General features: G+C 62.1%; 16 protein-coding genes. 5 read left to right on the forward strand and 11 right to left on the reverse strand.

From position 1 onward, the window contains the following. Positions 1–336, reverse strand: coding sequence for a hypothetical protein (locus AS9A_RS12620; protein ID WP_013807418.1), 336 nt, complete (start codon positions 334–336; stop codon positions 1–3). Positions 337–743: 407 nt separating this feature from the next. Beyond that, complete coding sequence (locus AS9A_RS12625) at positions 744–1,499, reverse strand: TetR/AcrR family transcriptional regulator C-terminal domain-containing protein (protein ID WP_013807420.1); 756 nt, start codon at positions 1,497–1,499, stop codon at positions 744–746. Positions 1,500–1,580: 81 nt separating this feature from the next. Here AS9A_RS12625 and AS9A_RS12630 point away from each other — a divergent pair, with 81 nt between their 5' ends. Then, positions 1,581–2,378, forward strand: coding sequence for an NAD(P)H-binding protein (locus AS9A_RS12630; protein WP_013807421.1), 798 nt, complete (start codon positions 1,581–1,583; stop codon positions 2,376–2,378). Between the two features lie 483 nt (positions 2,379–2,861). On the opposite strand, the gene AS9A_RS12640 is transcribed toward AS9A_RS12630, so the two are convergent. Then, positions 2,862–3,386: an SRPBCC family protein gene (locus AS9A_RS12640; RefSeq protein ID WP_013807423.1), complete on the reverse strand. Its 525-nt coding sequence runs from the start codon at positions 3,384–3,386 to the stop codon at positions 2,862–2,864. 154 nt (positions 3,387–3,540) lie between these two features. On the opposite strand from AS9A_RS12640, the gene AS9A_RS12645 reads away from it, so the two are divergent. Genes AS9A_RS12645 through AS9A_RS12655 form a run of 3 tightly spaced genes read left to right on the forward strand, consistent with a single transcriptional unit; the run spans position 3,541 to position 5,580 of the window. After that, the gene (locus AS9A_RS12645; protein ID WP_013807424.1) at positions 3,541–4,485 is read left to right on the forward strand and encodes an ABC transporter ATP-binding protein; all 945 of its coding nucleotides are present in this window, start codon (positions 3,541–3,543) and stop codon (positions 4,483–4,485) included. Continuing rightward, positions 4,482–5,336, forward strand: a complete 855-nt coding sequence (locus tag AS9A_RS12650) for an ABC transporter permease (RefSeq protein WP_013807425.1) — start codon at positions 4,482–4,484, stop codon at positions 5,334–5,336. Before AS9A_RS12645 ends, AS9A_RS12650 begins: the two co-directional genes overlap by 4 nt. 19 nt (positions 5,337–5,355) lie before the next feature. Further along, entirely contained in the window at positions 5,356–5,580 is a 225-nt protein-coding gene (locus tag AS9A_RS12655; protein WP_013807426.1) for a helix-turn-helix transcriptional regulator, read from the forward strand. A 12-nt stretch (positions 5,581–5,592) separates the two neighbouring features. Here the strand turns inward: AS9A_RS12655 and AS9A_RS12660 are convergent, their stop codons facing one another. From AS9A_RS12660 to AS9A_RS12695, 8 genes are all read right to left on the reverse strand, one after another. Then, positions 5,593–6,213 carry an ABC transporter ATP-binding protein gene (locus AS9A_RS12660; protein ID WP_013807427.1) on the reverse strand — a complete coding sequence of 207 codons (621 nt, stop codon included), beginning with the start codon at positions 6,211–6,213 and terminating at the stop codon, positions 5,593–5,595. Next, positions 6,213–7,130: an ATP-binding cassette domain-containing protein gene (locus AS9A_RS12665; RefSeq protein WP_013807428.1), complete on the reverse strand. Its 918-nt coding sequence runs from the start codon at positions 7,128–7,130 to the stop codon at positions 6,213–6,215. Before AS9A_RS12665 ends, AS9A_RS12660 begins: the two co-directional genes overlap by 1 nt. Beyond that, positions 7,127–7,948 (reverse strand): ABC transporter permease, encoded by an 822-nt coding sequence (locus AS9A_RS12670; RefSeq protein WP_013807429.1) that lies wholly within the window; start codon positions 7,946–7,948, stop codon positions 7,127–7,129. The genes AS9A_RS12665 and AS9A_RS12670 overlap by 4 nt, the downstream gene beginning before the upstream one ends. Beyond that, positions 7,941–9,014, reverse strand: a complete 1,074-nt coding sequence (locus AS9A_RS12675) for an ABC transporter permease (RefSeq protein WP_041451065.1) — start codon at positions 9,012–9,014, stop codon at positions 7,941–7,943. Before AS9A_RS12675 ends, AS9A_RS12670 begins: the two co-directional genes overlap by 8 nt. Continuing rightward, positions 8,969–10,579, reverse strand: a complete 1,611-nt coding sequence (locus AS9A_RS12680) for an ABC transporter substrate-binding protein (RefSeq protein WP_013807431.1) — start codon at positions 10,577–10,579, stop codon at positions 8,969–8,971. Before AS9A_RS12680 ends, AS9A_RS12675 begins: the two co-directional genes overlap by 46 nt. Positions 10,580–10,666: 87 nt before the next feature. Beyond that, positions 10,667–11,605 (reverse strand): carbohydrate kinase family protein, encoded by a 939-nt coding sequence (locus AS9A_RS12685; protein ID WP_013807432.1) that lies wholly within the window; start codon positions 11,603–11,605, stop codon positions 10,667–10,669. Between the two features lie 111 nt (positions 11,606–11,716). Then, on the reverse strand, positions 11,717–11,920 hold the full coding sequence (locus AS9A_RS12690; protein WP_013807433.1) for a cold-shock protein: 204 nt from the start codon (positions 11,918–11,920) through the stop codon (positions 11,717–11,719). Between the two features lie 258 nt (positions 11,921–12,178). Beyond that, on the reverse strand, positions 12,179–13,015 hold the full coding sequence (locus AS9A_RS12695; RefSeq protein ID WP_013807434.1) for a thioesterase family protein: 837 nt from the start codon (positions 13,013–13,015) through the stop codon (positions 12,179–12,181). Between the two features lie 106 nt (positions 13,016–13,121). Here AS9A_RS12695 and AS9A_RS12700 point away from each other — a divergent pair, with 106 nt between their 5' ends. Then, positions 13,122–13,823, forward strand: a complete 702-nt coding sequence (locus AS9A_RS12700) for a TetR/AcrR family transcriptional regulator (RefSeq protein ID WP_013807435.1) — start codon at positions 13,122–13,124, stop codon at positions 13,821–13,823. The last annotated feature ends 27 nt before the right edge of the window (positions 13,824–13,850 follow it).

Below are 13,850 nucleotides of genomic sequence, written 5' to 3' on the forward strand. Positions count from 1 at the left end.
TCAATGCGTTACTTCAACGTGCCAGCTCCGCAGCGTGAATGGCACATCACAACTCGTCCACGACTGCTGGAAGCCCCACACATGGGGGCCGTGCCGATCGTAGGTGGTCCACGGCGCCCACCATGCCCAGCACGTCACCCTGACGCGATGCGTCACGTTGGGGGTGAAACATTGTGAGTACGCGGCAGTTCCAAATACCGGGTTCGCGTTGCACGTTTCATGTGCCACCGGAACTGGATTAGCCTGCACGGTTGCTGTCCCGCCGACAACCGTGGCTGCCGTAACGAAAGCAGCAGCGAACAGGCCCGCCGCGACCCTCTTGATCGCGGATTTCATGACGCCTCCTCCCGGGCCGCGCGTCGTGCGCGACACGAGCGCCCAGCCCGTTCCCAATCAAAGTGATGGCTCCCTAGTTAGGTAGCCATACAAACATTGTATGTGATTCACATCACATTTGATCAAGAGATTGGGCGGGAATCGAGTTCCAAGTATTCATTCCGCCAAGGACGGAAAGCAAACAAGGCGACGTCAATATTGCGACGCGGTGTTTCTATTTCGAATTCAATCTGAATGTCTGCAAGCAACCCGACCGACATGACGACCTCTCACTCACCCGTTCATACCCGGAACTCCGGACATGCTTCGATCGTCGCTGCTAAGGGCGAGCTGCTGAACACACCGCAGGGGTGGTACTTCCCCACCCTGAACGTTAATCCGATGAGGTCACCGCTTTCGCACGGCCACTAGCTCGCGCCAATCCCGTCCAACAAGCACTTCAGCGCGAACTCGGCGGCGTGCGACGTCTGGCTTGTGGTTGTCTCGTCGTAGCCACCGCCCTCCCACGCTGCCGTCATTGCAGGGTGGCGCGCAGGCTCGAAGTACTTTTCCCACAACTCCATCCGGTCACCCCACCATGCATCGTTGCTTTGCCCGGTCACTCGTTCCAAATACGCAGCCTCAGCCTCCTCGCGCCCGATGGCGTGGGCGAGCATCGTGATGGCGTGCGCAGCTGCAGTTCGCTGCCGCGGTGGGAGATTCACGTCAGCGAGGGCCGACAAGACATATTCACTCTCGCCGAGCATTCCCGGGCCGATTGGCGGGCGCACGGTGGACACCTGGCCAAGCCACACGTGCCGCCGGTACATGCCACGCACCACATCTGCATACCTCGTTACCTGGATTCGCCACGACCCTTCTGCGGATGGCCAGTCTGCCGAGAAGAGCACGCTGTCGACCATCAAGTCGAGAAGTTCCCCTTTCGACGGTACGTACGTGTACAGCGTCATTGTCCCGACTCCGAGCTGTCCCGCTACACGGCTCATCGATAGCGCGTCGAGCCCGAGGGCATCGGCCACACCTATCCCTGCCGCAACCACGGCATCAATCGTGAGCCCCGGCTTGCGCCCTGCAGTTGGCGCAGTTGCAGCGGCACCCGCCGTATGACGCCAGAGCAGGGGAAGCACACGATCGGGGTCCGCTGAGCCGCTGTAGATGGTCACGGTGGGTACTCCTTCGCTCCATTTTCGTATACCATACGATAAAAGGCCTTCCGTACGTCATACGAGAAAGCGATAACCTTTATGACCATCCTGGTTACAGGCGCCACAGCGAACATCGGGCGGCTCGTCGTCGATGAACTCCTCGAGCTTGGCGCGACTGATATCCGCGCACTAACCGCGAATCCAGCGAAAGCTCAACTACCCGAGTGCGTCGACGTCGTGGAGGGCTACGTGGGCCGCCCCGAAACGCTCACACGGGCGCTAGCTGGTGTGGAACGGATGTATCTCGCGCCAGTGGTCGAGACTGCCGGTGCCGTTACGGCGATGGCGCGGGAGGCAGGTGTGGAACACATCGTCGACCTAGCTGGCGGTGGCTGGTGGCGTCCAGTCGAGGAAGCCGTGGAAAATTCGGGCGTGCCATGGACGCACCTCGGTCCGGGCGAATTCATGTGGAACACCGAGATCTGGGCTGATCAGATCAAGACCACCGGCGCGGTTCGCGACGCGTTCCCCGAAGCCGCGAACGCACCGATCGCCGTGGAGGACATCGCCGATGTGGCCGCCCGCACACTGACCGAAGGCGGCCACATCGGCAGGGCCTACGAGCTGACCGGACCTGAAACACTCACGAGACGCGAGATGGTGCGACAGATCGGCGAGGCACTCGGCCGGGAGATTCCGTTCATCGAAGTATCCCGCGAGGAAGCAATCGCGAACCTCATCCCCGCGATGGGCGACCAGGCTGAGTGGTACGTCGATATCCACGCGGAACTCATCGACGCACCCCAGCAGGCAAATCAGCTCGTCGAAGAACTCACGGGCAGACCAGCGATGACATTTGCGGAGTGGGCGCGCCGAAACACGAGTCTGTTCCAGTGACCTAGCTGGGCGGTCACCTTGTCAAAAGGATCGAGGCGGCTGAGAACCCTCGCGCCGAACACCGCGGTCTAGAAGTCGATCGCGTTGTGTACTGGCCGTTTTGCTGCTTTCATTTGCTCGCTCATACGAGCGACAATATTGGCGAGTTCAGTGGTGGCGCTTGAAGATCTGCGACAGATGCGGGACTGGATGTGGGACACGAGGATTGCTGTTTGCCCGCCTTCCAGCGACACGGCAGGCTGTCTCACAATGTGATTGTCGCGCGTAGGCGGGCAAACATAGGTCACTTTTTTTCCCGTGAACGCACCACAAAGCCGCGGGCCGGTCAAGCTGGACCACCGGGCGATCGCAGCGGACTTCGGCGAAGCGGTGATTTCGTTGCCCGCTGGCGGGACCACCGCAGTTGCTGCAGTGCGGGAGAGCTCACTTCTCACGCGATTTCGCCGCGACCGTTGGCCTCACACCGCGACAATTCGTGGACAGTCAGTCTTCGGCGATCTCCTGACTGCTGAAGTGCTCGCGCTGCGCGGGGTAGTAGTCCTCAAACTTCGGCTGGGGAGACCCTTCGCGTGCTGAAACCAGCATGTCGAGGTAATACTCCCAGCCTGCTCCGACATCCCCCACGTCAACGCCCGGGACGATGTGATGAGCTAGCGCAAGAGTCGTGAAGCCCGCCTCCTCCCCCAGGGTGAGGCTGATTCGCCACGCGGTAGATTCGTCCTCACTCGTGAGAAGTACCAAATCCAGCCTGCTCGGAGGCTCGCACCGCACGATCCGCGCATCGCACCACGGCTGCCCCTCCTCGAAGAGCATCTGCACGCTGATAGACGATCCGGCATCCGGCTTGTCACCGTCGCTGGTCTTCCACGGGCCGTACCATCGCTCGGTCCGATCGCTCTCTGTGATGCTCGACCAAACGTCACTGATCGGAGCGGGAAATGTCCGCTTGATGACGAGTTCCGTGCGGTCAGCTGCCCTCACGAGCCGCCCGGTGGGTGTAGGTGCCATGCCGGTTTCCTTCCTCGGATGTTTGACGCGCTTAGTCCGGTATACCTCGGTTACCCCCGTCTCAAGCATCAAAGAACTCAGACTGTACGAGTCTCGCTACTTTAGATAGTATATCTACTATCATTTTGAGCAGTTCAACTATGAGAGAGGCTCCATGCCGAACCGGGTACCCGAGCTTGCACCAGTCCTGGAGGTCCGCGATCTGCGGATGCGGTACGGGACAGTTGACGTTCTTGACGGTGTAACCTTCTCCGCTTACCGGGGAGAAGTTGTTGCACTTCTGGGCCCAAACGGGGCAGGAAAGACAACCACGATTGAGATCCTCGAAGGATTCCGCATCCGGTCAGCTGGCGACGCCATTGTCTTGGGTACCGACCCCGCTTCAGGTGATGAAGACTGGCGCGCCCGCACGGGTGTCGTGCTGCAATCCTGGCGCGACCACGCACGGTGGCGGGTCCGTGCGCTGCTGGAGAATCTCGGACGCTTTTACGAGCCGTACTCCACCCCAGGAAAGGCACGTCCGTACCAGGTTGACGAGCTCCTCGAGATGGTCGGACTCACCGAGCACGCGAACAAAAAAATCGGCACGCTTTCCGGTGGTCAGCGTCGGCGCCTCGATGTTGCAATCGGCATCGTCGGACGCCCCGAAGTGCTCTTCCTCGACGAACCAACGGCCGGATTTGACCCGCAGGCGCGGCGCGAGTTCCACGACTTGATCCACCGACTCACGGACTTCGAAGACACCACGATTCTGCTCACAACACACGATCTTGCTGAGGCTGAGAAGCTCGCGGACAGAGTGCTCATCCTCGCCGGAGGACGGATCGTGGCGGACGGGACACCCGAACAACTCGCTCGATCGGTCGCTCGTGACGCGGAAGTGCGGTGGACGCGTGGGGGCGAGCATTTCCTGCACGCAACGTCGGAACCGACACGTTTCGCACGCGAGCTCTTTTCCCAGTGGGGCGACGACATCGATGATCTTGAAATCCGGCGCACGAACCTCGAAGACACCTACCTGACGATGGTGCAGCGCTACGAATCCGGCGCACCAACCGCGAAAACCGACTTCATGCCGATAGCCGAGGAGGCTTTGTGAACCCGCACCTTCATGCCGTCCGCGCGGGACTAGGCCGCGGATGGATAGAGTTCCTTAACAGCCTCCGAAGCCCCCAGGACCTGGGGTATTACCTGTTCTTCGGAGCGGGCGTCCTCGTCTACCTGTACTTCAACCGCAACTCCGCGGTCGAGGGCACCGACCTTCTTTACCCTGCGGTTGCGCTGCCGAGCATCCTGGGTGCGCTTATCGCGTTCGGAGCATACATCGGTCCGATGTACGCTCTCGCGGTCGAACGCGAGGACGGAACGCTGCTACGCGCGAAAGCGACGCCACACGGGATGACCGGATACGTCAGCGGGCAGGTGCTGTTCCAATCCGTGAGTGCGATACCGATGCTCGCGATCCTCATTATTCCGGGGCTGTTCCTGTTCGACGGCTTCGCCGCGCAGGGTGTCGGGTCCTGGCTGGCTGTTCTCGGACTGATCGTGCTTGGGCTGCTCGCGGTGCTTCCAATTGGCATTGTGGTCGGTTCATTGATCAAAAGCCCCAACAAGATCGGCACATGGGGCATGCTCCCCATGATCATCATGTTCGGTATCTCCGGGATCTTCTTCCCGCTCCAAGCATTATGGGGCTGGGTTCAGGTTGTCGCCCAGTTCCTGCCGATGTACTGGCTCGGTCTCGGTATGCGTTCGGCGCTGCTCCCCGGTGACGCTGTCGCCCTCGAGATCGGCGAATCGTGGCGCACTATCGAAATGATCGGCGTTCTCGGTCTCTGGGCTGTCATCGGGCTGCTGTTGACCCCGATAGTGCTTCGCCGAGTCGCCCGGAGACAATCAGGTTCAGCTGTAGAGGCAGGCAAGCAGCGCGCAATGCAGATGTACCAGTAAGGGGCCGACGATTACCGCCGTGAGCGACACCATCTACAACCGGATTGCCGTGCTCCGTGTGGAGCGCGGCATCTCCCGGCGTGAACTCTCCGAGGCTCTTGGTGTCCATTATCAGACCATTGGATACCTCGAACGAGGCGAGTACAGTCCGAGCCTTCACCTTGCTCTCCGCATCGCTGCGTTCTTCGGTGTGCCCGTAGAGGTCGTTTTCTCGACGGAGCCGTTCCAGCGCATCGGACAGTAGCGATCACCACTGTCAGGGGTGTGAATCGCCGAGACGTTCGACCCGAGTGCAGCACACCGTGAGCAGTTCCTCGTCATGACTGATGAGGAGCACGCCTGCCGAACTGTCCCCGGCGTAGTTCACCAGTGTTCGCGCAATCCGTGCGGTCGTCGCGGCATCGAGCATGGATGTTGCTTCGTCACACAGCAGGTACGCAGGCTGCTGCGCGAGCGCCCGTCCGACACACGCGCGCTGCAGCTGCCCATCACTAACCTCGTGGGGCTTGCGGCTCAGCAAGTCCTGGGTGAGACCCACGCTGAAAGCAAGCTCGGCCACGTCCACGCGCCGTCTTGCGATCACAGCTGGTTCCGCGATGATCTGTGCAAGAGTGAACCGCGGGTTCGTGGCTACTCGGGGGGACTGGAAAACCATCGCGACGTCCCCGCGCTGCCGGCCCAACGGTTGCCCATCGAGCGTCACTGTGCCCGAGGCCGGCCGCAATAGCCCTGACAACACACGCGCGAGCGTCGTCTTACCCGAACCTGACTCACCCGCGAGGCCCACCACCTCACCTCGTTCGAGCGTGAAGTCGACATCGTTAAGAACGGGAGCCGCCCGCTCGTAGCCTGCTGTCACCGCCATTGCGGCGAGCATCAGATGCTCCGCTCCCTGAGCGTGCGATCACCACGGGTGACAAGTGTTGTTGGTGCCCCGGTGTAAGCACAGACGTCAGGCGGCAGGTCTGTGAGTGCAGGCGTCACACGTGGAAGGGGTTTCAGTCCGCGTTCCGGCAGCGCTGCGAGCAGAGCGCTGGTGTATTCGTGCCACGGGTCGGCGAGGACATCGCGGGCGGGCCCCACCTCGACGATGCGTGACGCGTACATGATCGCCAGCGTGTCCGCCACATCCTTTCGCAGCAGGGCACCGAGATCGTGGGTGATCAGCAACACTGCGGCACCCGCGTCCGCGCACTCGCGCAGCAGATCGAGGACCTGATCGGTTCGGCGCCGGTCGAGGCTCGCGGTGGGTTCGTCCGCAACGATCACGGCGGGTTCACCCGCCAGCGCTGCGGCGATTGCCGCCCGCTGCACCAGCCCGCCGGAAAGTTCGTGCGGGTACGAATCCAGCAATTCAGTTGGGAGCCCGACGCGCTGAGCAAGTTCCTCTATGCCGTAGGGCGATTCGAGCGTCGCTATCGTCTCGTCGAGTTGCGACCTAATGGTTCGAACCGGCGTGAAATGTGTCGACGGCGATTGCGGCACCAATGCGACGTGGCGGCCGCGGTGAGCGCGGGTCCCTGTCAGCACGTCTACTGCCTCGCCGTGGATGCGCACCATCACATTCCCCGAGACGACAGCGTGGCGCGGCAGCATTCGCATCACCGCGCTCGCGACAACTGATTTGCCACATCCTGATTCGCCAGCCAACCCAGTGATTCTGCCGCTCGCGACGTTGAGACTCACGCCGGTTGCCGCGTGAACGGTGGTGTTCCGCGAAAGCGGAATGCGGACGGTGAGGTCCTGGACAATCAGACCGCTCTCGACCTGAACTGAAACATCTGTGAGGGTCATAGCGGCACCTTCGACGGTTTCGGTGGGATAGTGAGCGTGCGCAGCGCCGACCCCGCGACCGCGACCGACACAGTCGTGATGACGAGAACTCCCGCCGGGAACACGAGCGTCCACCAGCCACCCAGCAGCAGCGAACTACGCGCCTCCTCCAGCAGGGTTCCCAGACTCGGCTCGTGTGGGGGCAACCCGAAGCCCAGGAAGGACAGTGTCGACTCGTGCCAGACCGCGTGCGGGAGCAGCAGAACAATCGCGATCAGCGCTTGCGGAGCGACCGCTGGCAGAATATGCGTCCGCAACACGTGCAGCTTGGATGCCCCCGCCAGTACCGCCGCACTGATGTATTCACGCTCTCGGAGACTCAGCGCTTCGGAACGCACAATGCGGGCGACCTGCACCCAGTGTGTTAGCGCGATCGACAGCACGATCGCGACGACGTTCCCGCGAAAGAGCGCAACGATCACGATGCCGAGAAGCAAGTGCGGTAGCGCATTTGCTGCATCAGCCAGGCGCATGACGATCCGATCGATCCAGCCGCCGGCCAGCGCGGACAGTGTCCCGACGAGCACGCCGATCAGGGTGGCCAGTAATGCGGATGCGAGCGCCACCAGCAGTGACGTACGGATCGCGGAAGCGATGCGCACGAAAAGATCCCGTCCCGCTGAATCCGTGCCGAACCAGAACTCCACTGACGGTGCTTGTCTCGCGGCCGCGAAGTTCGTCACCCGATCGTTCACGTCGCTGAACCACGGCACGACAACGGCGTACGCGATGACCAGCCCAAGGATGACAAGGCAGATGGAGAGGCGTCGTTTAGCCATCGGCCTTCACCCTCGGATCTAGGAGGACGTAGGCGATGTCGGCGAGCAACGAGCCAACCAGGACCGCGCAGGTCGTGCCTACCGTGAGGATCGCGAGTAGCGGCATGTCCAGATCGCGGGCGGACTGGACGAGCGCCCCCGCAGCACCAGGCCAGGAGAAAATCTCCTCGACGAGCACCGCGCCGACGACGACCTCCGGCAATCGAACCCCGATAATGGTCACGAACGGAGCCAGCGACGTCGGCAGGATGTGGCGACGTGTGATTGTCCGCATGTCCACGCCGCGGGCGACCGCTCCCGCCACGTAGTCCTCGCCGCGGTTGGCCGATACTGATTCGCGCACTGCAAGAAGAGCCCAGGGAAGCTGCGAGACCGCCAGGACAGCGGCGGGCAAGACTAGGTGTCGTGCGACCTGCCCGAATGTCGGGTCCGCACCAGCGTCCGTCAAGCCAGCTGGCGGCAGCCACCCCAGCCCTACTGCGAAGATACCGATCGCCGCGAGCGCAAGGACGAACGGCGGCAGTCCCTGAATGACAATGCAGGCTGCAGCGACCGCCCGATCGATGAGACCGCCGCGGTGCATACCCGCCCATACACCGACAGCCAGCGCGATGAGAATCGACCCTGTCATCCCCACGGAAACCAGCAGAATCGTCCACGGGATCCGTTCCGTGAGCACCTGCGCCACTGGCTGACTGAAGCTTCGCGACATGCCCAGGTCACCCGTCAATACGGCATGCAGCCACGAGAAATACAGTTCGTACCAGGGCGTGTGAAGGCCCAACTCGTCAGCGATCAGCGCCTTGTCCGCTTCACTGGTCGTCATGTACCGGTTACCCAGGTAGCCAGCCAGAGGATCGAACGGAGACACAGCTGCGGCAGCGAATAGTCCCGCGGAGACGCCGCCGAGTACAGGGACGAACAGCAGCAGCCGGTACATGATCATCGCCTTCAGGCCCCGGTTGCGGTACCGGCTCCTCCGGGGGTGACGTGGCTCGTGTGCACGGACGGCAAGGGCGGTCATGGCGATCGTGTCCAGGTATGGACCGACCACCACGGTCCCCATGTGACGCCATGTGAGTGCGGTTCGAGAACGGGAGGTGACTTTACCCAGTCCGAGTCCCTGGAAATGTACACGTGATCGAGGAAAGCAAGAAACACGTAGCTGGGGTCATCGATGTAGACGTCCTGCACAACGCGGTACGCGGCGGCGCGTTCGTCAGGATCAGTGCTGCGCCGAGCCCGGTCAAGTTCTTCGTCGACCGCCGCGTTCGCGTGGCGGCTTGCGTTGTCGTAGACACTCCCTGCATCAGGATCGAGGTATGCCGAGTGAAGAGTCTTGTAGGCCTGCGTGTCAGGGTCGTAGGGTTCATCTCCGCCGCCGATCAGAATCGAATCAGTGTCGATGCGGGGCGTAATCCTGTCCCAGGAAAGGGCTTCGAGGCTGACTTCCACACCGATCGCGAGCGCGTCTGATGCGAAGGCCTGGGAAAGATCCCGCCTGACTGTGTCAGCAGAGTTGTACATCAGCGTGAACGCGGCTCGCTGACCGTCTTTCACCCGTATGTTGTCCGGTCCTAATTCCCAGCCCGCCTCATCAAGCAATCTCCCCGCCAGGTCCGGGTCATGGGAAAACGTGGCCTCAGGGTTGTGCGCGTCCCCGTACACCTCTGGGAACGGTGTATGCGCGGCGCGACCGTGACCTGCCAAGATGTTGTCGATCATCATGGTCCGGTTCACCGTGTGATTCAAGGCCCGGCGCAGGACAGGATCGCCGGTGACGGGGTTGCCCGTCGGCATCGATATGCCCCGCCAGTCAGCAGACGTGCTCGCTTGGACGGACATGCCCACGCGGTCCGCGAATGTCGCGGCCAAGTGGGGCGGCAGGCTCGTTCCGTCGAACTCCCCGGTGGCCATCCGCTGGGCACGAGTGTTGTCGTCGGGTACGTACAGGAGCGTGATCCGTTCCACCTCCGGAGTACCGCCCCAGTAGTCCTCGTTGGCCTCGAGCACGGCTCGATCTGGAGACAGCCCAGTCAGCCGGTAAGGACCCGTTCCGATCGGATTGCTGTTGAGGGGTGATTCAGCGGCAAGCCCCGGTTCCGCGACCGATTCCGACGGCACAATCCCGATGAGCAGTTTCGTCGGGAAAGCGGCGTACGAATGCGCGAGGGTGAAGCGTACGGTCGTTTCGTCCAGCGCTTCGACCGCCTCGATCATGTCGAACGAGGAGCGCGCTTCAGACGCTGAGGCGGGATCGAGGATCGACGTGTAGGTTGCGACGACATCCTCGGCATCGAAAGCGGAGCCGTCGTGAAAACTCACGCCCTCGCGAAGGGTGACAGTCCACGATGTGGCGTCGCTGTTTGGTTCGGGGAGTTCGACGGCGAGCGCAGGCTCGAAATCTGGCAACCCTTCCCCACCGCTGAGTCGCAGCAGTCCGTCGTACATCTTCGCTTCCCCTGCTGGCCCATAGCCCGCAACTGGGTTGTAGCCGCCAAGTGCGTGGCCATCGGCGAGAACAATTGTGTGGGAGGCGGATTCAGCTGCTGGTGTCCCGCATCCAGTGAGAACGACTGTGAGTGCGCAGGTTGCGGCTCCTGCGGCACGGGCGGGCGTACTCACACTCACAGGTCACCCTCTCATCTGTACAGATGTTCAGATGTTTATCGTAACTCCGTGGTGCGGTGGGTCAAGATCAGGCTGCAGGTATTCGAGTTAGGCTCGTGCGGCGACGTAGGCGTCGCGGGCCGCGCGCGTTGGGAGATCAGCGCCAGCCCTGGCCACCGTGAGTGCAGAGACCGCTGCCGCATCGTTCAGCACTCCGGCAAGTTCATCGCAGGTGATCGCTGCGAGCCGCCCGTCGAGCATGTCGCGTGACCAGAGCGAGTCGAGTATCCCAGTCATGAATGCATCACCCGCGCCGACCGTGTCGATGACGTCGACCTTGTGCGGGGCGATTTCGATTTCTCCGTCACGGCACGCACCGAATGCGCCCTCCTTGCCTTTCGTCACCACGACGACAGAGGGCCCGCGAGAGAGCCAGTCACGTACCACTTCCTCTGGCGGCACTCCGGGTGCATACCATTCGAGATCTTCGTCACTCGCCTTCACAACATCAGCCGATGACACGAAATGGTCGATGCGATCGCGTGCACGGCCAGAGTCGGTGATCAAGCCGGGCCGGACGTTGGGGTCGAAACTGATGACCGAACTCGCCCCCGCAAGCGTGGCGGCTACCGCCTCTGCTCCTGGCTCCAGAAACGTGGCAATCGAGCCGGTGTGAATGAGGGCAGGCAGGTGCGGAGTTGCTATCGCAGCAATATCCCAGTGGATATCGAATTCGTAGCGCGCGGCACCGTTCTCATCGAGAAGGGCCTTCGCCGTGGAAGTCCGGGCAGCCGGAGTGACGAAAGTTGTTCCCACCCCTGAGGCTTCGAGGTGGCTGCGAATCATCTCACCGTGGCGATCAGCGGCGAATTGTGTGGCAAATTCAACCTGCCGCCCGAGCCGCGACAGTCCGACGGCGACGTTGCACGGGCTGCCCCCCACGTGTTCCGCAGCGGAAACATCCTCGCCGGGGCGGCTGACGATATCGATGAGCGATTCACCAATTACTAGTGCATATGAGTTCAAATCTTGATGACCAAACGGCATGGATTTACGCTAGCGCATCGAACCTCGCCAGGAAATGCCTATGCCCCCGCATCGACGAGCGATACGGGGGCATAGAACTAAAGTCGAGGGAAAACCTCAGACCGGTTTACCTCAGATGGGGCGAACCGCGATGGCCTGCTGGCCCTTCGGGCTCTGCCCGATCTCGAACTCAACTCGCTGGTTCTCTTCGAGCGAGCGGAAACCGCTTGACTGGATTTCCGAGTAGTGGACGAAAACGTCAGCGGAGCCATCCTCGGGAGCAATAAAGCCGAAGCCTTTTTCCGAGTTGAACCACTTGACTGTGCCCTGCGCCATGATACTTCTTTCTCTTACCGGTAGATGATGGGTAGACGTTCCAGCCCATCCAGCCGGTTGAGGTCGGGGGCACACGAGGGGGTTTCCTGACAATCCTGCCAGGGTGTCCCGGGTCCGAGCGCCCTGCGACCGCAACATCGATCTCGAGCACGTACGAAACGAACACCGAAAACTACGACCGGACTCAAGTAGAACACATCCACGGTGCCCGCGCTAGTGCAACACGCCAGTGTCACACCGGCGAATCGCTCCTGCGGCCTAGTGGCGCTGCTTGGCGGGCACCGGAATGCGCACACCAGCAAGTTGGACTGCCTGCCCCACGACACGCCCCTCGCTGTCCCACACGGTCGTCGTTTCGTCCATGCGGTCGTCACTAATTTCCGCGGAGCTGGTGTGCACCTGCAGCGGCCCCGGAGCGGGGTGACGCCGAACAAATGCCGTCAGCTGCAGGGTCGGCGCCCACCCCGGGATGCCCATCTCGAGGGACACAGGTGGGGACGGGTCGAGTGCAATGAGCATGCTGAAGGGGTCCCAGGCGGTGCCGTCAGCCAGACTCACCCACGTTCCAACGAAGCCGCGTCGCGATGGCTCACCGATGGCGAATCCTAGTGCGGCGGGGTCGATGTGCTGTTCAATCATCCCCATCAGCGAAAGCCGGGCATCAACACCTGGCGACTCCACGGGAATGCGAACACAGCGCTCCCTCGGCGGGAGATCCACTGGGGCACTTGAGGTCCAGTACGGATCGTCAGCACCGAGCGCGCCGAATGTCATGAGCGCGGACACACACGTGGCCCCGTCCTGCACAAGTCGCGCCTGGACCTGCGTCGCGCTGCGCCCACTCCGGAGCAGTTCGGTGATAACTTCGGCGGCACCCGGTTCCGGTGGCTGCACGTACGTCGCGCTGATCGCGGACACATCTGGGTGCGCGTCCGGTTTCGCCTCATCGGCACGGGCCGCGGCAGCGCGCGCCACCACGGCGAGCAGATATCCACCGTGCAGTTTGTCCCCAATCGACCACTGGTCGTCGAGGGTGACTCCGTAGCGATCCACATCGTTCCGTTTGGGATGTGTCGCGCGCGCGAACTCGCTCATGACGGGCTCCATCTAGGTATCGCGGTGGTCACCGCTACTGCTTGGCAACACTAAGTTAACGCCGTCAGGTTGACAGTGTCAACCTCCGCCTGGGAAGATTGAATCTATGACACGTACACGCAGCCGGGCCCGGCCAGGAGAGGGCGCCCGGCTGCGTGACGACATTCTGGACGCAGCCGAAGCACTCCTCGAGGAGAGTGGAACCGAGGAAGCGCTCACAATGCGCGCGGTCGCCGCGAAGACTGGCGTGACCACCCCTGCGGTCTACCTCCATTTCGCGGACAAAGAAGCACTTCTCGAAGCCGTGTGCCTACGGGTCTGGTCACAACTCGGGGCCAAGGTGCGAGAACGCGGAAAGACACGCAGCAACCCGTTCTCGGCCCTCGCCGAGCAAGGGCGTACATTCGCGCAGTTCGCCCTGGCGCACCCGATCCAGTACCGGGTGCTCATGATGCGCCCCTCGATGACTCGCGGAGTATCTGAGGCCGCTCAGGCTTGCTACCAGTTCCATGCCGACACAGTCACGCAGTGCGTCGAATCCGGCATCCTGCAAGGCGATTCCGAACGTCTTGCGCTGTCCCTTTGGGCAGCGCTGCACGGCTGCGTGTCACTACTCATCGCGCAACCCGACTTTCCCTGGCCGGATACCCCCGATGCCATCGTCGAGGATGCGATCCGGATGGCAGGCTACGGGACAGCAATAAGTTCACGGATCCCCCACTCCGCCAGAATCCCGTCGTCGGATCTGCCCCGGCGACTCGACGCCGCAGCCGATCAACTGATGAACGACGGACCGCCAGAAGCCTGATAAGAGCCGCGCGCGACTGAGGAAGGG

The sequence above is a fragment of the Hoyosella subflava DQS3-9A1 genome (genome assembly GCF_000214175.1).
Classification (GTDB): Bacteria; Actinomycetota; Actinomycetes; order Mycobacteriales; family Mycobacteriaceae; genus Hoyosella; species Hoyosella subflava.

What these genes read in the sequence shown, in the direction of transcription:
- AS9A_RS12700 (WP_013807435.1), top strand. Translation starts at nt 13,122, where the DNA reads ATGACACGTACACGCAGCCGGGCCCGGCCAGGAGAGGGCGCCCGGCTG.
- AS9A_RS12630 (WP_013807421.1), top strand. Translation starts at nt 1,581, where the DNA reads ATGACCATCCTGGTTACAGGCGCCACAGCGAACATCGGGCGGCTCGTC.
- AS9A_RS12645 (WP_013807424.1), top strand. Translation starts at nt 3,541, where the DNA reads ATGCCGAACCGGGTACCCGAGCTTGCACCAGTCCTGGAGGTCCGCGAT.
- AS9A_RS12695 (WP_013807434.1), bottom strand. Translation starts at nt 13,015, where the DNA reads ATGAGCGAGTTCGCGCGCGCGACACATCCCAAACGGAACGATGTGGAT.
- AS9A_RS12675 (WP_041451065.1), bottom strand. Translation starts at nt 9,014, where the DNA reads ATGGGGACCGTGGTGGTCGGTCCATACCTGGACACGATCGCCATGACC.
- AS9A_RS12660 (WP_013807427.1), bottom strand. Translation starts at nt 6,213, where the DNA reads ATGCTCGCCGCAATGGCGGTGACAGCAGGCTACGAGCGGGCGGCTCCC.
- AS9A_RS12620 (WP_013807418.1), bottom strand. Translation starts at nt 336, where the DNA reads ATGAAATCCGCGATCAAGAGGGTCGCGGCGGGCCTGTTCGCTGCTGCT.
- AS9A_RS12685 (WP_013807432.1), bottom strand. Translation starts at nt 11,605, where the DNA reads ATGCCGTTTGGTCATCAAGATTTGAACTCATATGCACTAGTAATTGGT.
- AS9A_RS12670 (WP_013807429.1), bottom strand. Translation starts at nt 7,948, where the DNA reads ATGGCTAAACGACGCCTCTCCATCTGCCTTGTCATCCTTGGGCTGGTC.
- AS9A_RS12665 (WP_013807428.1), bottom strand. Translation starts at nt 7,130, where the DNA reads ATGACCCTCACAGATGTTTCAGTTCAGGTCGAGAGCGGTCTGATTGTC.
- AS9A_RS12690 (WP_013807433.1), bottom strand. Translation starts at nt 11,920, where the DNA reads ATGGCGCAGGGCACAGTCAAGTGGTTCAACTCGGAAAAAGGCTTCGGC.
- AS9A_RS12640 (WP_013807423.1), bottom strand. Translation starts at nt 3,386, where the DNA reads ATGGCACCTACACCCACCGGGCGGCTCGTGAGGGCAGCTGACCGCACG.